The 21,512-nt window shown below is 67.3% G+C and carries 17 protein-coding genes and 1 pseudogene; 11 read left to right on the plus strand and 7 right to left on the minus strand.

The window, feature by feature from the left end:
* Positions 1–43 precede the first annotated feature (43 nt).
* Positions 44–1,582: a metallophosphoesterase gene (locus BLV94_RS24605; RefSeq protein ID WP_072938277.1), complete on the plus strand. Its 1,539-nt coding sequence runs from the start codon at positions 44–46 to the stop codon at positions 1,580–1,582.
* Positions 1,583–1,694: 112 nt separating this feature from the next.
* Here BLV94_RS24605 and BLV94_RS24610 read toward each other — a convergent pair whose 3' ends face one another.
* Positions 1,695–2,276 (minus strand): TetR/AcrR family transcriptional regulator, encoded by a 582-nt coding sequence (locus BLV94_RS24610; protein WP_072938280.1) that lies wholly within the window; start codon positions 2,274–2,276, stop codon positions 1,695–1,697.
* Positions 2,277–2,358: 82 nt separating this feature from the next.
* Between BLV94_RS24610 and BLV94_RS24615 the strand changes: the two are divergent.
* From BLV94_RS24615 to gluQRS, 3 genes and pseudogenes are all read left to right on the plus strand, one after another.
* Positions 2,359–2,936 (plus strand): annotated as a pseudogene (locus tag BLV94_RS24615) (dihydrofolate reductase family protein).
* 79 nt (positions 2,937–3,015) lie between these two features.
* Positions 3,016–3,627, plus strand: a complete 612-nt coding sequence (locus BLV94_RS24620; protein ID WP_072938283.1) for a TetR/AcrR family transcriptional regulator — start codon at positions 3,016–3,018, stop codon at positions 3,625–3,627.
* 11 nt (positions 3,628–3,638) lie between these two features.
* Positions 3,639–4,595, plus strand: a complete 957-nt coding sequence (gene gluQRS, locus BLV94_RS24625) for a tRNA glutamyl-Q(34) synthetase GluQRS (protein WP_072938286.1) — start codon at positions 3,639–3,641, stop codon at positions 4,593–4,595.
* On the opposite strand, the gene BLV94_RS24630 is transcribed toward gluQRS, so the two are convergent.
* On the minus strand, positions 4,564–5,127 hold the full coding sequence (locus BLV94_RS24630) for a DUF4190 domain-containing protein (RefSeq protein WP_072938289.1): 564 nt from the start codon (positions 5,125–5,127) through the stop codon (positions 4,564–4,566). The two genes, gluQRS and BLV94_RS24630, sit on opposite strands and share 32 nt — an antisense overlap.
* A 207-nt stretch (positions 5,128–5,334) precedes the next feature.
* Here BLV94_RS24630 and BLV94_RS24635 point away from each other — a divergent pair, with 207 nt between their 5' ends.
* From BLV94_RS24635 to BLV94_RS24645, 3 genes are all read left to right on the plus strand, one after another.
* Complete coding sequence (locus BLV94_RS24635) at positions 5,335–6,339, plus strand: DUF2189 domain-containing protein (protein ID WP_244163656.1); 1,005 nt, start codon at positions 5,335–5,337, stop codon at positions 6,337–6,339.
* A gap of 144 nt (positions 6,340–6,483) precedes the next feature.
* Positions 6,484–7,119: an RDD family protein gene (locus BLV94_RS24640; protein WP_072938295.1), complete on the plus strand. Its 636-nt coding sequence runs from the start codon at positions 6,484–6,486 to the stop codon at positions 7,117–7,119.
* Between the two features lie 115 nt (positions 7,120–7,234).
* Positions 7,235–7,960: a queuosine precursor transporter gene (locus BLV94_RS24645; RefSeq protein WP_072938298.1), complete on the plus strand. Its 726-nt coding sequence runs from the start codon at positions 7,235–7,237 to the stop codon at positions 7,958–7,960.
* A gap of 43 nt (positions 7,961–8,003) precedes the next feature.
* On the opposite strand, the gene tgt is transcribed toward BLV94_RS24645, so the two are convergent.
* Positions 8,004–9,248 (minus strand): tRNA guanosine(34) transglycosylase Tgt, encoded by a 1,245-nt coding sequence (gene tgt / locus BLV94_RS24650; protein WP_072938301.1) that lies wholly within the window; start codon positions 9,246–9,248, stop codon positions 8,004–8,006.
* 106 nt (positions 9,249–9,354) lie between these two features.
* On the opposite strand from tgt, the gene BLV94_RS24655 reads away from it, so the two are divergent.
* The gene (locus BLV94_RS24655) at positions 9,355–11,238 is read left to right on the plus strand and encodes a sulfatase-like hydrolase/transferase (protein WP_072938304.1); all 1,884 of its coding nucleotides are present in this window, start codon (positions 9,355–9,357) and stop codon (positions 11,236–11,238) included.
* Positions 11,239–11,243: 5 nt separating this feature from the next.
* Complete coding sequence (locus BLV94_RS24660; protein WP_072938306.1) at positions 11,244–12,485, plus strand: hypothetical protein; 1,242 nt, start codon at positions 11,244–11,246, stop codon at positions 12,483–12,485.
* Positions 12,486–12,527: 42 nt separating this feature from the next.
* On the opposite strand, the gene BLV94_RS24665 is transcribed toward BLV94_RS24660, so the two are convergent.
* From BLV94_RS24665 to BLV94_RS24680, 4 genes are all read right to left on the minus strand, one after another.
* Positions 12,528–14,477 (minus strand): ABC transporter ATP-binding protein, encoded by a 1,950-nt coding sequence (locus BLV94_RS24665; protein ID WP_072938308.1) that lies wholly within the window; start codon positions 14,475–14,477, stop codon positions 12,528–12,530.
* Positions 14,474–16,207 (minus strand): ABC transporter ATP-binding protein, encoded by a 1,734-nt coding sequence (locus tag BLV94_RS24670; protein WP_072938310.1) that lies wholly within the window; start codon positions 16,205–16,207, stop codon positions 14,474–14,476. Before BLV94_RS24670 ends, BLV94_RS24665 begins: the two co-directional genes overlap by 4 nt.
* Positions 16,208–16,351: 144 nt before the next feature.
* Positions 16,352–18,700, minus strand: a complete 2,349-nt coding sequence (locus BLV94_RS24675) for an MMPL family transporter (protein WP_072938313.1) — start codon at positions 18,698–18,700, stop codon at positions 16,352–16,354.
* Between the two features lie 50 nt (positions 18,701–18,750).
* Positions 18,751–19,353: a TetR/AcrR family transcriptional regulator gene (locus tag BLV94_RS24680; RefSeq protein ID WP_072938316.1), complete on the minus strand. Its 603-nt coding sequence runs from the start codon at positions 19,351–19,353 to the stop codon at positions 18,751–18,753.
* 121 nt (positions 19,354–19,474) lie between these two features.
* On the opposite strand from BLV94_RS24680, the gene BLV94_RS24685 reads away from it, so the two are divergent.
* Together BLV94_RS24685 and BLV94_RS24690 are read left to right on the plus strand one after the other, a co-directional pair.
* Positions 19,475–20,290, plus strand: a complete 816-nt coding sequence (locus tag BLV94_RS24685; RefSeq protein ID WP_072938318.1) for a class I SAM-dependent methyltransferase — start codon at positions 19,475–19,477, stop codon at positions 20,288–20,290.
* A gap of 136 nt (positions 20,291–20,426) precedes the next feature.
* Positions 20,427–21,497, plus strand: a complete 1,071-nt coding sequence (locus BLV94_RS24690; RefSeq protein WP_072938477.1) for an aromatic ring-hydroxylating oxygenase subunit alpha — start codon at positions 20,427–20,429, stop codon at positions 21,495–21,497.
* The last annotated feature ends 15 nt before the right edge of the window (positions 21,498–21,512 follow it).

Below are 21,512 nucleotides of genomic sequence, written 5' to 3' on the forward strand. Positions count from 1 at the left end.
CATCCACCTCACCCCTGCCCGGCCGCGCTTGTAACCTCGAGTCATGAGCGTGCCGGGCAGGATCGCCGCGCTGACGGCGGTGTCACTGGCCGCGGCGCTGCTCGGCGGTGACGTGGTCGCGGTGGCCGATCCCGAACCCCGGGGTGCGTCCGGACTGCCCGCCCGCGGCCTGGTCACGTCGGCGCCGCTCACGTCGGCGCTGATGTTCGCCGGGACCTCCGGCGAGGCCACCCCGTCGCAGCGGGTTCCGGGTGCGGAGTCGGACGGGATGTCGGCCACCGGTCACGACTTCGGCGAATACCCGTACATGCGGTACGAGGTCCGGTTCGGTCCGGACACCGCGGGCTCGGACGTGACGTGGCACGGACGTTCGGTGAATCTCGACGACCTCGCGATGCACGTGTGGGACGAGGAAACGCAGAGTTGGGGTGAGCCGGTCGCGACAGCGCAGCCGTCCGAGCCTGGCGGCCCGGTCACGCTGACCACCCGGATCGAGGGCGAGGACGCCGCGCAGATCCTCGTCATCGACAGCCCGCGACAGGACCGGAGTTTCCGCGAGGCCAACGCGACCGCCGACCAGCAGTTCGCCGACCCGGACACGTACGACTTCGCGTTGCAGCACATCACCGACACCCAGTACGTGTCCCGGGACCGGCCCGAGGTGTATTTCGACATGACCCGCTGGACCGCGGAGAACGCCGCCGAACGCAAGATCGCGTATTCGATGCACACCGGCGACCTCGTCCAGAGCTGGATACGTCCGGGGGCGCCCGAGTCCCGCGCGCGCCCCGAGTTCGAGGTGGCGGACCGCGCGATGGCGACGCTCGAGGACGCCGGAGTCCCGTACGGGGTCCTGCCCGGCAACCACGACAACCTGTGGAACGTGGGCGGACGGCTCATTCCCGGCGAGCACGAGAAGAACCACGCCCTCTACAACGAGTTCTTCGGTCCGTGGCGGTTCCGCGACCGGCCGTACTGGGGTGAATCCGTCACGGACACGGACAATTCGGCGCACTACGACCTGCTCGACATCGCCGGCGCGAAATTCCTGATGCTCTACATCGGCTACAACCCGCCCGAGCACGTCCTGCAGTGGGCCGAGGACGTGCTGGCCGCCCACCCGGACCGCAACGTGGTGATCGGCAGCCACTATTACCTGGACGAGGACGGCTCGCTGCGGATGAGCGGGTTCGGCGACATCGGTACCAGTGCCGGACAGCAGATCTGGAATCGGCTCGTCGTCCCGTTCGACACGGTGTTCCTGGTCCTCGCGGGGCACGTCGACGGGCAGACGACGGTCACCGACCGGAAGGTGGGCGACACCGACCGGAAGGTCGTGGAGTTGCTGGCCGACTACCAGTACTTCACGGTGAACGGTCTCCGCGAGACCGGCTTCCAGCGACTGCTGCAGTTCGACGTCGACGGTGGAGCCCTCGCGGTCACGACGCACTCCCCGACCCTGGACAGCTTCCGGGTGGAGGACTTCGATCCGCAGCGCCGCTACGCGGCCGGTGACGGCGACTTCGTCACCGACGTGGAGTTGCGGGCCGACCTGCCGCGCGCCGTCATCCCCGCGCCCTGAGATGGAGTCGATCAGCTGCGCGACAACCGGCACGTCGTCCGGGCCGCGACGGACGAACTGATGCACCCCCTCATGACGCTGTCGGGCCAGGAGTACGTGGACGACTACGCGCTCAGGCGACCGGCGTAGCGACGGCGCGCGTCACCAGATCGGCGATGAGCCGCTCGGTGTCGACGCCCTCGAGCACCCCGGGCAGCGTCAGGTGCTCGACGATGAGCGCATTCATCGCGAGGTAGAGCATCAGCACGGTGCTGCGGTCGCCGGGCAGTCCCGAGCCGAGGTGAAACCCGATGTCGCGCTCCAGGTTGCCGGAGATGGTGCGCGTCAACGTGGTGCGTAACTCGGGTCGACGGACCGCTTCGAGCCGCAACTCCTGCAACGCGAGGTAGCCCGTCCGGTCGCCGGTGATCCGGCCGAACAGTCCCTGCATGTACTCGATCACGAGGTCGAGATTCTGCGGCTTACGACCGCTTTCCTCTATGACCGCGGGGTCGGGGCCCATCCGCTCGTGAATCCGCTTGCCGACCTGGTCGAACAGGTCGTCGCGGCTGGCGAAGTAGTTGGAGGCCGTCCCCTTGGGCACGTTCGCCTCGACGTCGACGGCACGGAAGGTGAGGCCGCGCGCACCCTCTCGCGCAAGCACTTCGATCGCTGCGTTCACGAGTGCCGCACGTCGTTCCGGATTCTGCGCCATCGACACTCCTCGAAAAAGGACTTGCAACCACTGCAGTCATAGTACTACAACTGGAGTAATTACCGACTGCGGGAGGACTCACATGCGAAAACTCGTCTACTACGTCGCCACCACCATCGACGGATTCATCGCCGGGGCCGACGGTTCGGACCCCAGCGGCACCGTCTTCGAGCTCGAGGGTGATCACATGCCCGCGATGATCGCCGAGTACCCCGAAACGGTCCCCACCCATGTGCGGGCAGCGATGGGAATCGATGCCCCCAACCGGCATTTCGACACACTGCTCATGGGCCGCGCCAGCTACCAGCCCGGCCTCGACCTCGGCGTGACCAGCCCGTACGCGCATCTGCGACAGTACGTGTTCTCGACGACGATCACCGAGTCGCCCGACCCGGACGTTCAGATCGTCTCGGGCGATCCGATCGAGAAGGTGCGCGAACTCAAGAAGGAGGACGGCAAGGACATCTGGCTGTGCGGCGGCGGGAAGCTGGCCGCCGCGGTGCAACCCGAGGTCGACGAACTCCGGATCAAGCTCAACCCGTGGCGATCGGCACCGGCATTCCGCTGTTCGACGGCGAATTCGACCCCCAGCGGTTCCGGCTGACCTCGACCCGCGCATTCGAGAGCGGGATGATTTTCCTGACGTACGTTCGCCGATAACCGGAGTCACACCCGCCACTTGCGGCGACACGGGCACCTGACGCATGTATTGATTCAATACGTAAGTAATGTTCGAGGCATGCGCGAACGCCGGTACTCGTCCACCAGCCCCGAACACCTGGCTGCGGCCCTGTTCGACGTCGCGGCCGAGTCGGGCCTCGAGGGCGCCAGCGTGCGCGAGGTCGCCAAGAGGGCGGGTGTGTCCATCGGCGCCGTGCAGCACCACTTCTCCACGAAGGACGAGATGTTCGCGTTCGCGCTGCGCACCCTCGTCGACACACTGCTCACCCGCCTGGCGGAGATCGACCGCGGCGGCGACCCCGCCGAGGACCTGTTCGCCGCGATGTCGCAGTTGCTCCCCCTCGACGAGTCACGGTCGCGGGAAGCGCACGTCAGGGCGGCATTCGCCGTCCGGGCGGCCACCTCCCCGTCGCTCGCCGAGATCCGGCGCACGACCCTGTTCACCATCCGCACCGGACTGTCCGCGGTGCTCATCGGGATCGGCACCCCGGAAGCGGAAACCCGTGCGGCGCTTCTCCTCGCCACCGTCGACGGTCTCGCCCTCGAGGCGATCGGCAGTCCGGACCTGTACCCGGCCGAGTACCTCGAGCACGCCCTGAACGTCCAGATCGGCATGACTCTGCTGGGCGCCGACGTCGTGCCGTCGTCGTCGATCGAACTGGCCAGCTGACCCCTCGGCCGATGTCACATCCGTCTCGTCAGAGTGAACCGCTGCCCCGTCACGCGGAGGGCGCGGGACGGTTCGCGCCCAGCCCCTCCGGCGACCTGCACCTCGGCAACCTGCGGACGGCCGTGCTGGCATGGCTGTTCGCCCGGTCCACCGGCCGGCGATTTCTCCTGCGCGTCGAAGACCTGGACCGCGTCCGCGACGGCGCCCGGGACCGGCAACTGGCCGACCTCGCGGAACTCGGTCTCGACTGGGACGGCGACGTCGTGTCGCAGTCGCACCGACTGCCGCGGTACGACGCCGCCATCGCCGAACTCCACGCCGCCGGCCTCACGTACGAGTGCTTCTGCACGAGAAGAGAAATCCTGAAGGCGGCGTCGGCCCCGCACGCACCCCAGGGCGCCTACCCGGGGACCTGCCGCAACCTGACACCGGACGAGCGTGCCGACCGGCTCGCCGGCGGGCGACCACCGGCCCTGCGTCTGCGCGCCGACGTCACGTCGTTCACCATCGACGACGTCCTGCACGGAAGCTACTCCGGAATGGTGGACGACCTCGTGCTGCGCCGCGGCGACGGAACACCCGCGTACAACCTCGCGGTGGTCGTCGACGACGCCGCCCAGGGGATCGATCAGGTGGTGCGCGGCGACGACCTGCTCTCGTCCGCGCCCCGCCAGGCGTACCTCGCGGGACTGCTCGGGCTCACCGCCCCCGCGTACGCACACGTCGCGCTCGCCCTCAACGAGGACGGCAAACGGCTCGCGAAACGTGACGGCGCCATCACCCTCACCGACCAGAAAGCGTTGGGACGCACACCGAGCGACGTCCTCGGGGTGCTGGCGGCGTCGCTCGGGCTCGCGGAACCGGGCGAGGCCGTGGATCTCGGGACCCTCCTCGCCCGATTCGACCCGGCCCGCCTGCACCGCGAACCGTGGGTGGTCAGGCCCCCGACGCCGCCGCGATCAGCATGATCACGAAGAACAGGATCCACCCGACGACGTAGGCGCCGCCGATGGCGATCCCGGCGATCGCGAGCCCACGGCCTTCCTGACCGGACTGCTTGATCTGGCCCAGCGCCACGATGCCGAGGATGATGCCGACAATGGAGCCGACACCGTAGAAGCAACCTCCGACGATCGACGTGATCAGCGACGCGATCGCGAGACCGTTCGTCCCGCGCGACTGCGGGTAGGGCGCGCCGTATGGGTTCGGGGCGCCGTACTGCGGGGCGGGGCCACCGTATTGGCCCGCCGCCCCGTACTGATTGGGGGCGCCGTACTGATTCGGGGTGCCGTACTGATTCGGGGCGGCGTACGGGTTGGGCGTCCCGTACTGCTGCTGGCTGGGGACCCCGTACTGGTCGCCGCCGTATTGATTCGGCGCGGCATACGGATTCGGAGACGTCCCGTACGCGCCCGGCTGCTGATAGTCGGGGTACTTCTCGGTGGGCGCCGAATACGTGGGATAACCGGATTCGTCGACCCCGTAGCCGTCGCGCGGCAAGGGCGGAACCTCGCCGTAAGTGGGTGGTGTCTGCCCGTTGTACGGATTCGAATCGTCCGATCCCCCAGAATTAGTCACGATAACCAGCGTAAAGCATCAAAACCGCAGGAGAAGAAGCAGACCAAAGGGAGGCGGGTAAAGGATTGTCCACGTAGTGTTTATTCGCACTGTCACGCGCGAGCACTCAACTCTTGCTGAGGGGATCACATGACGACTGGTGGATACGACCCTAACGACAAACCCGAAGGTGGTGACCAGGGCGGATACCCTCCGCGGGGCAATCCTCCACCGCCGCCCGGCGGATATCCGCCGCCCCCGGGGAATTACCCACCGCCGCCGCAGGGACCGCCGCCCGGCGGATATCCGCCACCGCCTCCCGGCGGAAACTATCCCCCTCCGCCCGGTGGAAACTACCCGCCGCCCCCCGGTAATTACCCACCGCCGCCGCAAGGACCCCCGCCCGGCGGTAATTACCCGCCGCCGCAGGGAAATTACCCGCCCCCTCCGCAGGGACCGCTCGGCGGATATCCGCCGCCCCCGCCGATGTCGGATTACGGCGCCCCGGGGCAGACGCCGGGACAGTTCTCGGTGGGTGACGCGATCGGCTACGGCTGGAACAAGTTCAAGGACAACGCGCTCATCTGGATCGGCATCCTGCTGATCGCCGCCGTCATCCAGGTGGTGCTGAACCTCATCTTCGGCGGCTTCAGCACGTCGTCCGACATGAGTTCGGCGTTCTCGGTGTGGCGCATCATCGGTTCGATCGTCACCACCATCGTCGGATACCTGATCAACGCGGCGCTCGTGCGGGGCGCGCTGCACGAGGTGGACGGCAACAAGCCGGCGTTCGGGTCGTTCTTCCAGTTCACCAACGTCGGGGCGATCATCATCGCCAGCGTCATCATCGGTGTCGCCTCCATCATCGGTTTCTTCCTGCTCGTCATCCCGGGTCTGATCGTTATCTTCCTGACCTGGTGGACGCTGCAGTTCGTCATCGATCAGAACGAGGATGCGATCACCGGCATCAAGTCGAGTTTCCGCACGATCTCGCAGAACGTCGGACCGGTACTGCTGCTGGCCCTGGCCCTCGTCGGCATCAACATCGTCGGTGCAATCCTCTGCGGCGTCGGACTTCTCGTCTCGATCCCGATCACGATCATCGCGTCGACCTACGCGTACCGCGTGCTCACCGGCCGTTACGTCGCGGCCTGACCGTTCGCTCCCCACGGGTGAGCGCGCTCCCGCCCCTCGGGCAGGAAGCGCGCTCACCCGTTTTGCTACTCCCGTCACTCGAGTCACTCCCACCCCTTGCGTAAGGTGCTCAGGCGTCATCCGAGACGATTCGAGGGGGAACACATGACTACTGGCGGATTCGATCCCAACCAGGGACAGCAACCGTTCGGCGGGCAGCAGTACGGGCAACCGCACTACAACGGGGCGGGGCAGCAGTACGGGCAGCAACAGTTCGGCGCACCACCGCAGTTCGATTCGGCGCAGCAAGCCGGCACCCAGCCGTTCGCGCAGCCCGACTTCGGATTCACCCCGTCCCGGCCGGGCGAACTCCTTCCCCGCCTGGGCGCGCGGGTGATCGACGGCCTGATCGTCGGCATTCCGACGGCCGTGGTCACCATCGTCATCTCGCTGGTGCTGGGCACCTTCCTGGGCAGTGCTCTGGGCGCGATCCTCACCGCCGCCGCCGCCGTGGGCTACTTCGTGTTCTTCGAGACGACGCGGGGCCAGACCGTCGGCAAGCAGGTTCTGGGTCTGCGCGTCGAGGGCCCGGACGGCGGACTGCCCACCCAGCAGCAGTCGCTGACCAGGAACGGCTTCTACGTCCTCGCCGCGCTCGGCGGGTTCCCGTTCCTCGGGTTCCTGTTCGGACTGGTCGGGTTCGTCACGGCGATCGTCATCGCCGTGACGATCAACGGCAGCCCCACCAAGCAGGGCAAGCACGACGAACTGGCAGGCGGCACGCGCGTCGTCCAGGGTTAGCCCGGCACGGCCATCGCGCGGGTGAACGTACCTTTCAACGCCTCAGATCGGACAAAAGGTACGTTCACCCGTTCCTGATTCGCGCCTCTCCCCGTGCAAGTGCTTGGATTGCGGCGTGACAGCCTCAGATCAGCAGACCAAGCCAGACCACGCGACGTTCGCGCACGTCAGCCGGGGGTACTACCCCACGTTCGTTGCCCTCTTCACGGCGACGCTGCTGATCTCGAATATCTGCGCGACGAAAGGCGTCGCATTCTTCGCCGACTCGTCGCTCACCATCGGCCCGCTGCAGATCCTGCCGGTCATCACCGATGGCGGCTTCTTCCTGTTCCCGCTGGCCTACATCCTCGGCGACGTGCTCAGCGAGCTGTACGGGTTCAAAGCGACGCGACGCGCGATCTACCTGGGCTTCGGTGCGCTGATCCTCGCCGCGTTCTGCTTCTGGCTCCTCATCGAACTGCCGTCCGCCGACTTCTACGAGAACCAGGAGGCGCTGCGGTCCGTCGTCGGCGTCTACCCGCGACTGCTGCTCGCCGGGCTGGCCGGGTACTTCGTCGGGCAGATGCTGAACTCGATGACGCTGGTCCTGATCAAGGAGCGGACCAAGGAGAAGCACCTGTGGGCGCGGCTCATCGGCTCCACCATCGTCGGTGAGTTCGCCGACACCCTGATCTTCTGCTCCATCGCCGCCGGCGCGATCGGCATCAGCACGTGGAGCGATTTCGTCAACTACGTGATCGTCGGATTCCTGTGGAAGACCCTGGTGGAGGTGCTGGTCATGCCGATCACGTACCGCGTCATCGCGTACGTGAAGAAGCGCGAACCCACCTACCAGCTCTGACCCGCACGTGAGTGGGAAAGCGTCCCCGGGGACGCTTTCCCACTCACGTGCGGTAGAAGCGGCCCAGCGTCTCGGCCTTGAACTCGGCGAAGTAGCCGCCCTCGATGCTGGCGCGGATCTGATCGACCAACCGCACCGTGAAGCGTTCGTTGTGAATCGTGCACAACGTGGACGCCAGCATTTCCTTCGCTTTGAACAGGTGGTGGATGTAGGCGCTGGTGTAGTTCGCGCACGTGTAGCAGTCGCAGTTCTCGTCGATCGGGGTGAAATCACGCCGGAAGCGGCTGGTGTTGATGTTGAACCGGCCGTCCGGGTGGTAGATCGCGGCGTTGCGCGCGACCCGCGACGGGTTCACACAGTCGAACGTGTCGGCGCCGTTCTCGATGGCCACGAAGACGTCGTCCGGCTCGCTGATGCCGAGCATGTGCCGCGGCTTGTGCTCGGGCAGCTCCTCGTTGCACCAGCGGACGATGGTGCCCAGATTCTGCTTCTCGAGCGCCCCGCCGATGCCGTACCCGTCGAAGCCGCGTCCGCTCTCCCCGGTGATCGACTCCAGCCCCCGGCACGCCTGCCGCCGCAGGTCCTCGTACTGCGCGCCCTGGACGACCCCGAACAGCGCCTGGTACGGGCGGTGGGACCGCTCGGCGGTGAGCTTCTCGTGCTCGGCGATGCAGCGCACCGCCCACGCCTGCGTCCGCTCCACCGACTGCTCCTGGTAACCGCGGGTGTTCAGCAGCGTCGTGAGCTCGTCGAACGCGAACATGATGTCGGCGCCCAGCTGATGCTGGATCTGCATCGACACCTCGGGGGTGAACCGGTGCCGCGACCCGTCCAGGTGCGATTTGAACGTGACGCCGTCGTCGTCGACGGTCGCGAGGCGTTCCTTGCCCTTCGCGATGACATCGTCGGAGCGCACCCCGACCGCTTCCATCGCGAGGACCTTCTTGAATCCGACACCCAGCGACATCACCTGGAATCCGCCGCTGTCGGTGAACGTCGGGCCGTCCCAGTTCATGAACTTGCCGAGCCCGCCGGCCTCGTCGACGATGTCCGGTCCCGGCTGCAGGTACAGGTGGTACGCGTTGGCGAGCAGCGACTGCGCGCCCAGGTCCTTCATGCTCTCCGGCAGCACCGCCTTGACGGTGGCCTTGGTGCCGACGGCCACGAACGACGGCGTCGCGATGTCGCCGTGCGGGGTGTGAATGGTTCCGGTTCGGCCGAGCTGTCCGTCGAGTCGGGTGCCGACGGTGAAGAACGGATCGGGCGGGGTCGGGACTACGGCATTCACGGGTGTATCCAATCACGCGCGACATTTCCGGCGACACATCACTACTTCGTTCGAAAGTGGGTACAGAGAGTGTGACGATCCCATCCCCTCGACCGGAGGAACCGCCATGAGCGACGAGAAGACCGGCCATCGGATCGACAGGCGAACGTTTCTCTCGGGTGCCGCGGTCGCGGGCGGGGTGACCGTGATGTCGGGTCTCTTCGACCGTCGGGCGGACGCGTCGGAGCAACCGCTGCGCCGCCAGCCGAACAACTACGTGCAGCCCAACATCGTGTTCATCGTCGTCGACGAGATGCGGTTTCCCCAGGTCTTTCCGGCCGGTATCACCACTCCCGATCAGTTCCTGCAGCGGTTCATGCCCAACCTCTACAAGTTGTGGGCGCCCGGGGTGAAGTTCACGCAGCACTACACGGCCGGGGTGGCGTGCAGCCCCGGCCGCGCGTGTTTCGTCACCGGGCTCTACCCGCTGCAGAACTGGATGCTGCAGACCCGGACCGGTAATCGGGCGTCGCCGGTCCCGTCCCCGGCGATGGGACGGGAGTTCCCGACGTACGGCAAACTGCTGCGGCAGGCGGGATACGTCACGCCGTACGTCGGGAAGTGGCATCTGTCGCCGTCGCCGGACGAGGATTCGGGGCTCGCCCCCGGCTACCTCGAGGAGTACGGGTTCGACGGACTGACGATGCCCGACATCATCGGATTGAACGGTGAGGGCTTCGAATTCGACGGGCACATCGCCGACCAGGCCGCGGCGTGGTTGTCGACGCGCAAACCCTCCGACGGCCCGTTCTGCCTGACGGCGAGCTTCGTCAACCCCCACGACCAGCAGTTCTTCTGGGCCGGAACGGAAGCGGAACGCTACCAGTCGCTGTACGCGAACAACGTTCCCCCGCTCAGCCCCGCCCGGACGTGGTCGGTGACCACCGGTGAGAGCGACCCGCCGCGGCTGGGCTACCCGTCCGTGCCGCCCAACTGGGAACCCGAGAAGGCGCTGCAGTCGAAACCGAGCACCCAGGTGTTCGCGCGGGAGTTCCAGGCCCTGGTGTGGGGCGGCGTCACCGACGACGTCCAGAACCTGTCGAACTACTACCTCCAGCCATACGGCCAGGGCACCGATCCCGACCGGCACATCGCGTTCGCGCCGTACACGTACTGGGAACGGGCACTGGACAGTTACACCAACGTGCTGTCGATGGTCGATCACCACATCGGCACCGTGATCGATTCGCTGCCGGAAGACGTCGCGGCGAACACCGTCTTCGTCATGACGTCCGATCACGGCGAATACGCCGGGGCGCACGGCTTCGTCGCGGGCAAGCTGTCCACCGCCTACGACGAGGCGTTCCACATCCCGCTGATCGTCGCCGACCCGACCGGGCGGTTCACCGGCGACACCGACACCCCGCGCGGCCAGCTCACGTCGAGCGTCGACGTCGTGCCGCTGCTCGCGACGCTCGGCCACGGCGACCGGAACTGGATGTCCGGGGACCTGTTCGCGACGTACGCCGAGCGCGTCGACCTCCTGCCGCTGCTGCGGAGCAACGCCGCGGCAGGACGCGACCACGTCCTCCTCGCCACCAACGAGCACGCACCGCAGGGGATCAACTGGAACAACTCCCCCACCCACATCTACGTGCTGCGCACCCCCGAGGCGAAGGTCGCGGTGTACTCGAAGTGGTTGGGGCCCACCGCCTACGTCGACCCGGCGTCGTTCCAGTACGAGTTCTACGACTACGCCACCGACCGCGGTCGGGCGGAACTCGACAACACCTTCGATCACGACCCGCGCGGCCCCGCGATGGCCGCCCAGTTGATGACCCAGTATCTGCCGACTCAGCTCGCCGCGCCGCTGCCCCCGGCGTTCGCTCAGCAGAGCGCGGACGCGATGGCCCGGTACCTCACCTACATCCAGGTGATCAACCGGTACACCCCCGGCCAGATCGACCGCGAGGGCATCGACAAGCTGACCGCGTTCGGGGAGGTGTTCTGACGGATATGGCCGGGAAAATTGTTGCCGCCGTGCTGGTTCTGCTGATGTGGTCGGGTGGGGTCTCCGTCGCCTCCGCGGCCCCGCCGCCGACGGCGCAGTGCGCGTGGCAGTTCATGTCCAACTCGACGGTGCTGAATGTCGCGTTCCCCGACGCCAACGCGACGTACTGGGTTCTGCCCTACGCGTTGGCGTCCGGCGACACCATCGAACTGAGCGGCACCTACCCGGCCGCCCGCTATTTCTCGCTCAACACGTACGGAACCAACTTCGACACGGTCGACACTTTGCGCGACAACCAGATCGGGCCCGACCCGGGCAGCGGCAACCCTTTCACCGACGCCTCAGCAGGTTCGCTGCCTGCAACGCAGAAGCGCTGGCACGCGACGGTCGTGACCGGTCCGGCCGATCACGCGCGCAACCAGATCCAGGCCCTGCCCGCCGGGGCCGGCGCGCAGTCGGTACCCGTCGGCTTCCTCATCATCCGGGTGTACGTGCCCGACGATCCGGCATCACCGTCGGGCGGAGTCCCATTGCCCGACGTGACGCTGACGTCCGCGGGCCGGACGTCGCCGGTGCCGACGTGCGGATCCGAATTCGACCCGTCCGCCTACGACAACGGCCCGCTCGGACAGGTCGCGGAGGCCGGCTTCGATCAGATCATCGCCGGCGCCGCGTCCGGCGCGTTCCCCGGCAACGTGCCCGAGGCGACGTTCGTGAACCCGGCGAGCACGTCGGGCCTGTTCCCCAACGGCGACAACAAATACGTCGGAGCGGGGCTGACCTATCAGCCCGGACGCATCGTCGTCGTGCAGGGCCGGGCGCCCACGTTCCCCGACACCCGTGCGGGACAACCCGTCACGGCACCCGGCCGCCAGGTGCGGTACTGGTCGATGTGCCAGAACGACCAGCTGACGCCCTACCCGGTCGTCGCGTGCGCCGCCGACTTCCAGACCCGCACCGACGGCGACGGCAACTACACGTACGTCGTCGCCGCACCTCAGGACGTCCCCGCCCGCGCCGCAGCCGACCCGACCGTCACCGTCATCCCCTGGGGCTCCACCGACGTCGCGAAGAAGGTGCTGTTCCTGCGGTACATGCTGCCGTCCGACGCCTTCTACCCGCAGTCGGTGCAGGCGTCGCAGAGCAATCACACCGACCCCGCCACCACGATGGGTCCGTACTATCCGCGCTCCGCCTACTGCGACACCGCCACCTTCGAGGCCGGCGGAAGCGCTGCGTGCCTGTGAGTACTTGTTAACCGCCCGTGGTTAATAAGTACTCACGGGCGTTTACGCACTGACGAACTGGCTGTTGTAGAGACGGTAGTACGCGCCGCGGGTGAGGAGCAGGTCTTCGTGACTGCCCTGCTCGACGATGCGACCGTCCTCCATGACGACGATGAGGTCGGCGTCGCGGATGGTCGACAGCCGGTGGGCGATCACGAAACTCGTGCGATCGCTGCGCAGGACTGCCGTCGCGTGCTGGACGAGCAGTTCGGTGCGGGTGTCGACGGAACTGGTTGCCTCGTCCAGGATCAGGATCGACGGTTGCGAGATAAAGGCCCGGGCGATGGTGATCAGCTGCTTCTCACCGGCGCTGATGTTGCTGCCCTCTTCGTCGATGACGGTGTCGTAGCCGTCGGGCAGCGAGTGGACGAACCGGTCGACATAGCTGATCCGGGCGGCCGCCTGGATCTCTTCCTCGGTGGCGCCGGGACGTCCGTACGCGATATTGTCGCGGATGGTGCCGCCGAACAGCCACGCGTCCTGCAGGACCATGCCGATGCGGGACCGCAGGTCGTCGCGCGACATCTCGGCGATGTCGACGCCGTCGAGGAGAATTCTGCCGCCGTCGAGTTCGTAGAACCGCAGGATCAGGTTGACGAGGGTGGTCTTGCCTGCGCCGGTGGGTCCGACGATGGCCACCATCTGGCCGGGTTCGGCGACCAGCGACAGGTTCTCGATCAGCGGCTTCTCCGGCGTGTAGCCGAACGAGACGTCCGAGAACTCCACCCGGCCCGAGACCTCGGCCGGGTTGGGTGCGTCGGCCGGGTCCGGGTTTTCCTCGTCCTCGTCGAGGATGGCGAACACCCGCTCGGCGGACGCCACACCCGACTGCATGAGGTTGACCATGGCCCCGATCTGGGTGAGGGGCTGGGTGAACTGGCGCGAGTACTGGATGAAGGCCTGCACGTCGCCGAGGCTCATGGTGCCGGACGCCACCCGCATGCCACCGAGGACGGCGATGGCCACGAAGTTGAGGTTTCCGAGGAACATGATCGCGGGCATGATCAGGCCCGAGATGAACTGGGCCCGGTAGCTGGCCTGGTAGAGCGCCTCGTTCTGCTCCTCGAACCGTGCCTCCACCTCACGGCCGCGGCCGAACACGGTGACCAGTTCGTGGCCCGTGTACGCCTCTTCCACGTGCGAGTTGAGTTCGCCGGTCGACTTCCACTGCGACACGAAGTGGGTCTTGGACCGTTTCGCGATCTGCGCCGTCACCAGGATCGACAGCGGCACCGTCAGCACGGCGATCAGCGCGAGCAGCGGCGAGATGACGATCATCATCACGAGGATGCCGATCACCGTCATCGCCGACACGATCAGCTGGCTCATCGTCTGCTGCAGCGACTGCGAGACGTTGTCGATGTCGTTGGTGACCCGGCTGAGCAGGTCGCCGCGGGAGTGGGAGTCGAAGTACCGCAGCGGAAGTCGGTGGATTTTCCGTTCGACCTCGGCGCGCAGGTTCTTCACGACGCCCTGCACGACGATGTTCAGCAGGAAACCCGACAGCCACATGAACACCGACGACCCCAGGTACAGGGCCAGCACGATCGCCAGCACCCGGCCGAGTGCCGTGAAGTCGATACCGACCCCGGGGACGACGGCCATGCCGGACACCATGTCGGCGAACGTGTTCTGACCGTCGGCCCGCAGCGCGGCGACGGCCTGATCCTTCGACATTCCGGCGGGCAACTGCGCGCCGATGATGCCGTCGAAGATCAGGTTCGTGCCCTGGCCGAGCATGCGCGGCGCGATCGACGTGAGCACCACCGAGACGGCGGCGACGAGGAAAACGACGCCGACGGCGATCCGGTGGGGACGCAGCCGACGCAGCAGCCGCTTGGTGGACGGCCACAGATCGTGCGGCTTGGACCCCGGGGCTCCCGGAGCGACCGGTCCCGGAATACGTGGGCCGACGGGCCTTTCGGCGGTGGTGGTGGTTGCGCGATCGCTCATAGTGCTTCCTGGACCGATCGTTGGGATTCGACGATCTCGACGTAACACGGACACGTCTCGAGCAGTTCGTCGTGGGTTCCGATTCCGACCACCGCGCCGTCCTCGAGGACCACGATCTGCTCGGCCTCCACGATCGTCGAGACCCGCTGGGCGACGACGATGACGCACGCGTCCGAGGTCTCGGGTTTGAGTGCGGCACGCAGCCGGGCGTCGGTGGTGAGGTCGAGGGCGGAGAACGAGTCGTCGAACAGGTAGATCGACGGACGACGCACCAGCGCCCGCGCGATGGCGAGCCGCTGCCGCTGACCGCCGGAGACGGTCGTGCCGCCCTGCGCGACCGGGGTGTCGAGGCCCTCGGGCATGGCGCGCACGAAATCGGCGGCCTGCGCGATCTCCAGCGCCCGCCACAGTTCCTCGTCGGTGGCGTCGGGTTTGCCGTACCGGAGATTGGTGGCGACGGTGCCCGAGAACAGGTACGGCCGCTGCGGGACCAGTCCGATGCCGGCCCGCAGGACGTCCAGGTCGATGCGGCGCACATCCGTGTCGGACACGGTGACCGCGCCCGACGTGGCGTCGATGAGGCGCGGGATCAGCGACAGCAGCGTCGTCTTACCGGAGCCGGTGCCGCCGATGATCGCGGTGGTCTTGCCGGGTTCGGCGCGGAAACTGATGTCGCGCAACACGGGCTCGTCGGCGCCGGGGAACTTGAACTGGGCGTCGCGCAGTTCCACCACCCCGGGGTTCTGCAGCACGGTGACCGGATCGACCGGCGGCACCACGGTGGAGTCCGTGCCGAGCACCTCGCCGATGCGTTCGGCGCACACGGTGGCGCGGGGCGCCATCATCGCGATGAACGAGGCCATCATCACCGACATCAGGATCTGCATGATGTAGCTGAGCATCGCGGTCAGCGAGCCGACCTGCATGGTGCCGCTGTTGATCTCGTGACCGCCGAACCAGATGACGGCGACGCTGGTGACGTTCGCGATCACCATCACGAGGGGGAACATCACCGCCGTCAGCCTGCCGACGCGCAGGGCGGTCTGGGTGAGCTGCTCGTTGGCGTCGCCGAACCGCTGCATCTCGGAGCGCTCGCGGACGAACGCCCGCACCACACGGATGCCGGTGATCTGCTCACGGAGAACCCGGTTGACCCCGTCGATGCGGGTCTGCATCTCCCGGAACGCGGGCACCATCCGCGAGATCACGAAACCCATGGACAGCGCGAGCACCGGCACGGTGACCGCCAGGATCCAGGCCAGTCCGGCGTCCTCCCGGATCGACATCACGACACCGCCGACGCACATGATCGGGGCCATCACAAGAATCGTGCAGCTCATCACGACGAGCATCTGCACCTGCTGCACGTCGTTCGTGTTGCGGGTGATCAGCGACGGCGCGCCGAAACGGCCGAACTCCCGGGACGAGAAACTCCCGACCTGATGCATGACGGCGCGGCGCACATCGCGCCCGAAACCCATTGCGGCACGGGCACCGAAGAACACCGAACCGATCGAGCAGATGATCTGCACGACGGTGACGAGCAGCATCATGACACCCGTGGACAGGATGTAGGCCGTGTCGCCCTTGGTGACGCCGTTGTCGATGAGGTCGGCGTTCAGACTGGGCAGGTAGAGCGCGGCCGCGGTCGCGACCAGCTGGAACAGGACGACCGCCGTGAGCTCCCGCTTGTACGGGCGGAGGTACGTGGTGAGCAGGGCATTCAACATGGGCAGCAGCGATCCTGGCGGGTCATCATTATGTCCGAAGGTTACCAACAGAAACGACCGCAGGCCCGCGGATTTTCGGGCCTGCGGCCTTGTGCGCCTTTCTGGTAGCGGGAACTACCAAAAAGGCGCACGGGCGCGGAGCGCCTAGCGGACGGGCTGCAGCGATTCGTCCGCGTCGTGCAGCACCTTCTTCAGCTTCTCGCCTTCGATGTCGACGTTGGGCAGGATCTTGTCCAGCCACTTCGGCAGCCACCAGGCCTTGTCGCCGAGCAGTGCCATCACCGACGGGATGATCACCATGCGCACGATGAAGGCGTCGAAGAACACGGCGGCCGCGAGGGCGAAGCCGATCGACTTGATGAACGAGTTCGGCTCGGCGATGAAGGCCGCGAACACCGAGATCATGATGACCGCGGCGGCGCTGACCACCCGGGCACCGTGGTTGAAGCCGACGGTGACGGCCTGTTTCGAGGTCGCGCCGTGCACATATTCCTCCCGCATCCGGGTCACCAGGAACACCTGGTAGTCCATCGCGAGTCCGAACACGACACCGATCAGGAAGATCGGCATGAAGCTGACGATCGGCTGCGGGTTGGAGATGATGCCGCCCCAGCCTTGCTGGAACACCGCGACGGTGGCACCGAACGTGGCCGCGACGCTGAGGAGGAAGCCGAGCGTGGCGGTCAGCGGCACCAGCAGCGAGCGGAACACGAGCAGCAGCAGGAGGAAGGCCAGGCCCACGACCACCGCGAGGTACGGGATCAGCGCGTCCTGCAGCGTGTCGGACACGTCGCCTTCGAGCGCGGTCTGTCCGGTGACGCCGTAGTTGACGCCGATCGAGTTCTGCAGATCTACCTCCGCCCCGCGGATGTTGCTCACCAGGTCCATCGTGGCCGGATCGCTGGGGGCGCTGCTCGGCGTGACCAGGATCTGCGCGGTGTCGCCGGCCTTGTTGACGCCGACGACCTGCGCGTTGGACACGTCGTCCTGCGCGCTGATTGTCTTCACGACCTCACCGAACGCCTCCGACGGTGTGCCGGTGGTGACGTCCTTCGCGTCGACGACGACGAGCAGCGGACCGTTCTTGCCGGGGCCGAAGCCCTCGCTGACGAGGTCGTAGGCCTGCCGGGAGCTGGTGGCGGGGTCGCCGGTGCCCTCGCCGGGCAGGGCCAGGCTCAGGCCGGTCGCGGGGATGGCGAGCGCCCCGAGCACCACGACGCCGGCGATCAGCGGAATCGCGGGCCTGCGGACGACGGCGCTGATGTACCGCAGGGCGAGGCTCGGCTTGCCCTCGTCGTCCTCGAGGTCGCGACTGCTGAGGAACGGGATCTTGCCTGCGAACGCCTTCTTCCCGAACAGCCCGAGGATCGCGGGCAGGAGTGTCAGGGCGATCGAGACGGCGATGAACACCGTGAACGCGGCGGCCGCACCCATGTCGGAGAGGAACGGGATCCCGACGACGCGCAGCGCGATCAGGGCGATGATCACCGTGAGACCGGCGAACACCACGGCGGAGCCGGCGGTGCCGACGGCCCGTCCGGCCGCCTCCGAGCGGTCGTCCGTGAGGGTGAGTTCGTGCCGGAACCGGGACACGATGAACAGCGAGTAGTCGATGGCGACGGCCAGGCCGATCATGATGGCCAGCGTGGGTGTCATCGAGCTGAGGTCGGTGAAGCCGGTGGCGACGGTGATGCCGAGGCTGCCGATCATGATGCCGATGATCGCGGTGATCAACGGCAGACCCGCGGCCACCAGAGAACCGAACGTCAGCGCGAGCACGACCGCGGCCACGCCGATGCCGACGAGTTCGGTGGAGCCGCCGGGCGGCTCGGCTTCGTTGGCGGCGGACCCGCTGATCTCGACGGTCAGTCCGGCGTTGCGGCCGGCGTCGGCAGCGGCCGAGATCTGGTCGCGCAGGGCCTGGTCGACGTCGCCCATGCCGCCCTTGAACGGCACCTCGACGTAGCCGACGGTCTTGTCGGCGTTCAGCGGCGACAGCGCCTGCGCGTTCGCGACGGCGTCCGCTTCGCTGATTCCCTTGTCGGCCGCCGTCGATTTCGCCATCTCGACGAGCTGATCGTTCGCCGTGACGGGGTTGACCAGCGCCTTCGCGGCGTCGGCGCCCGAAGCACTGGCGGGATCGACCTTGGCGGCGTCCTGGACCTGTTCGATGCCGCGCACCTTGGCGAGCACGGCGTCCATCGCCTGCTGACTCTGCTCGCTCTCGAGGGTCTGCCCCTCGGGTGCGGCGAACACGTAGCGCGCGCTGACGGCGTTCATCGGATCGCTGCCCGCGGCCTCGGGGAAGCGTTCGGCCATCAGGTCCTGCGCCTGCTGCGCAGGGGTGCCCGGGATGGAGAACGAGTCCTTCGTGGGCCCGGACAGCGTGGCCGCCCCGACGCCCATGAGCACCAGGATCACCAACCAGACGCTGAGGACCGCGCCTTTTCGCCGATAGGCGAATCTGCCGATCCGATAGAGATAGGTGGCCACGGGAGGCTCCTTGTGAGTCGGTGGAAAGAAGGGTGGTTCGGGGCAGCCGGTTACGGCTGCGGGATTCCCTGACGGAGTTGACGCATGGCGTCGCGGACGAGTTCTTCGGGTCCGCTGGCGCCGGTCTTGCCGCTGCGCCACAGGTCGATCGACGCCTTGCACGCCGATCCGACCGCCATGTGCAGCAGGTTGGGGTAGAGGTCGGTGTCGATGTTCGTGCCGGTGCGTTCGGCGATCACTTCGCCGATGAGGCGCGTGACCCGGAGATGCACTTCGAGCTTCTTCGCGAGCAGCGCGGGGCTGGACTCGACGAGGTCCATCATCACGGCGGTCTCTTCGAGCGGCTTCCCGGGAGCGGTGACGATCTGGACCACCACGTGCTCGAGGGAATCCCAGATCGGCTCGTCCTCGGGGCGGGCGCGGAGCAGGTCCACCCAGTCGTGGACGGACTGCTCGAAGTGCGCGAGGACCGCCTCTTCCTTGCTGGAGAAGTAGTTGTGGAACGTCCGGGTAGAGACTCCCGCCTCGGACGCGATGGCGTCAGCGGTGACGCATTCGATGCCCAGCGCCCGGGCCAGGCGTGCGGCGGCGCCGCTGAGGGCTGCGCGGGTGGCGGCCTTCTTGCGGTCCCGCAGTCCGATTTCCGAAATCACTACACCGACGGTACAGAACTTGCGCAGCTCTGCAAATTTGCGTGAGTGTGCAATTTTTATGTCCTTGCCCACAGTTCCCGAGACACTGTGTCGGGGGTCACCGCGGCGTTACGGTGGACCCATGCCCGATCCGACGGCACCGCTGTCGTTCCGGGCGGACGAGATCGACCGCGCCGCCCTGGACCAACTCGCGTCCGTTCTCGACGTCCAGGCCGCGCGCCCGGGAATCCGGCGACTGCGCGAGTGGTCGTTCGCCGCCCTGCACGTGCAGCCGGGCGAGAGCGCGCTCGACATCGGCTCGGGCACCGGATCGGAGACCCGAGCACTCGCGGCCGCGGTCACCGCGGCGGGCCGGGCGATCGGGCTCGATCCCAATCCCGGCATGGCCCTCCTCGCCCGGGAGCGGACCGAGGAGGAGGGCTCGACCGCGCAATTCGTGATCGGCGACGCATACTCGCTGCCGTTCCCCGACAACCGCCTCGACGTCGTGCGCAGCGAGCGGGTCTTCCAGCACCTGAGCGAACCGGACCGCGCGGTGGCGGAAGTGGTCCGCGTTCTGCGGCCCGGTGGGCGCGGCGCGATCGTCGACAGCGACTGGGGCACGGCGATCATGCACCCCGGCGATCCCCTGGTCCTGCGGAAGATCATGGACGTGATGCTGGCGCACACCGCCAACCCGCACTCCGGGCGACTGCTCCCGGGTCAGCTCACCGCCGCCGGACTCGTCGTCGAGGACGTCGGCTCGGAGGCGTTGATCCAGGATCCGGCGGACGTGACCGGCCCCCTCGTCCAGATGATGACCGCCGCCGCGATCGCCGAGGGAGCGATCACCGACGCGCAGCGCGACGACCTGCTGGACCAGCTGACCACCGCCGCCCGCAGCGGCGACTTCCACATGTCGGTGACGATGTTCGCGTATCTCGTTCGCAAGCCCTGACGAAATCCTTCCGACATTCGGAAACCGAGTGTGGTGGATCACCTCCGGTGCCGCACAGTGGTGGGGACGACGCTGCCGCCTCTTCGAGTCCGGCGTCACGAATCACACAGCAGCCCAGCATATTCCGGAGGCACTCATGTCCACGATCGCCCGCAACCAGTGGTACGTCGCAGCCTACGGCCGCGAGGTCGGACGCGAACTGTTCTCGCGCACCATCTGCGAGGAGCCGATCCTGTTCTGGCGCACCGAGGCCGGGGAGGCCGTCGCGATGAGCGACCGCTGCGTGCACCGCCGCTACCCGCTGTCCGAGGCGCCGAGCCGGCTCGACGGCGACAGTGTGGTCTGCGGCTACCACGGTTTCACCTACGGCAGCGACGGCGGCTGCGTGTTCGTCCCCGGCCAGGCCCGCGTTCCCCGCACGGCCCGGCTGCGCTCGTACCAGGTGGTCGAGCAGGACTCGTTCGTGTGGGTGTGGATCGCCGACCCGGACAACCCCGAGCAGGGCGATCCCACCCGCATCCCCCGCGCACCGTGGATGGACTCCCCCGACTACACCGTCGTGTCCGGCATGGAGCCGATCGACTGCAACTACGGCCTGCTCGTCGACAACCTGATGGATCTCTCGCACGAGACGTACCTGCACGGCGGCTACATCGGCACCCCCGAGGTGGCGGAAACCCCGATCACCACGGAGATCGACGAGGACCGGAACGTCATCTACGTATCGCGGCACATGGACGACGCGGAGTGCCCGCCGTTCTACTCCGAGTCCACGGGCATCGAGGGTCGCATCACCCGCTGGCAGGACATCGAGTACACGCCGCCGTGCCTGTACCTGCTGCACAGCCGCATCGCCCCGGTCGGCGCACCGCTGCCCGGCGACGACGGCTCCGACCCGCACGCGTTCCACAGCGAGATCGTCTACGCGATCACCCCGTCGACGGAGAACTCCACCCTCGACTTCTGGGCCGTGGCCCGCGACTTCGCGATCGGCGACGACGCCGTCACGACGTTCCTGGCCGAGAACAACCGCACCGTCGTCATGCAGGACGTCGTGGCGCTGAACATCCTGCAGCAGGCGCTCGGCACCGAGAAAGACGGCTACCAGGAGTTGTCGATCAACATCGACGCCGGCGGACTCGGCGCTCGCCGCCTCCTGAAGAAGCTGGCCGGCGCGTCGCAGGCCGTCACCGCCGCGGCGGGCTGACCGGTGGAACCGATG

The organism is Rhodococcus koreensis, assembly GCF_900105905.1.
In the GTDB taxonomy this organism is placed as follows: Bacteria; Actinomycetota; Actinomycetes; order Mycobacteriales; family Mycobacteriaceae; genus Rhodococcus_F; species Rhodococcus_F koreensis.

Excerpts from the sequence above, each read along its gene's own strand:
- BLV94_RS24685 (WP_072938318.1), top strand. The coding sequence starts at position 19,475 with ATGCCCGATCCGACGGCACCGCTGTCGTTCCGGGCGGACGAGATCGAC.
- BLV94_RS24655 (WP_072938304.1), top strand. The coding sequence starts at position 9,355 with ATGAGCGACGAGAAGACCGGCCATCGGATCGACAGGCGAACGTTTCTC.
- BLV94_RS24620 (WP_072938283.1), top strand. The coding sequence starts at position 3,016 with ATGCGCGAACGCCGGTACTCGTCCACCAGCCCCGAACACCTGGCTGCG.
- gluQRS (WP_072938286.1), top strand. The coding sequence starts at position 3,639 with ATGTCACATCCGTCTCGTCAGAGTGAACCGCTGCCCCGTCACGCGGAG.
- BLV94_RS24610 (WP_072938280.1), bottom strand. The coding sequence starts at position 2,276 with ATGGCGCAGAATCCGGAACGACGTGCGGCACTCGTGAACGCAGCGATC.
- BLV94_RS24635 (WP_244163656.1), top strand. The coding sequence starts at position 5,335 with ATGACGACTGGTGGATACGACCCTAACGACAAACCCGAAGGTGGTGAC.
- BLV94_RS24670 (WP_072938310.1), bottom strand. The coding sequence starts at position 16,207 with ATGTTGAATGCCCTGCTCACCACGTACCTCCGCCCGTACAAGCGGGAG.
- BLV94_RS24640 (WP_072938295.1), top strand. The coding sequence starts at position 6,484 with ATGACTACTGGCGGATTCGATCCCAACCAGGGACAGCAACCGTTCGGC.
- BLV94_RS24690 (WP_072938477.1), top strand. The coding sequence starts at position 20,427 with ATGTCCACGATCGCCCGCAACCAGTGGTACGTCGCAGCCTACGGCCGC.
- BLV94_RS24605 (WP_072938277.1), top strand. The coding sequence starts at position 44 with ATGAGCGTGCCGGGCAGGATCGCCGCGCTGACGGCGGTGTCACTGGCC.
- BLV94_RS24665 (WP_072938308.1), bottom strand. The coding sequence starts at position 14,477 with ATGAGCGATCGCGCAACCACCACCACCGCCGAAAGGCCCGTCGGCCCA.
- BLV94_RS24660 (WP_072938306.1), top strand. The coding sequence starts at position 11,244 with ATGGCCGGGAAAATTGTTGCCGCCGTGCTGGTTCTGCTGATGTGGTCG.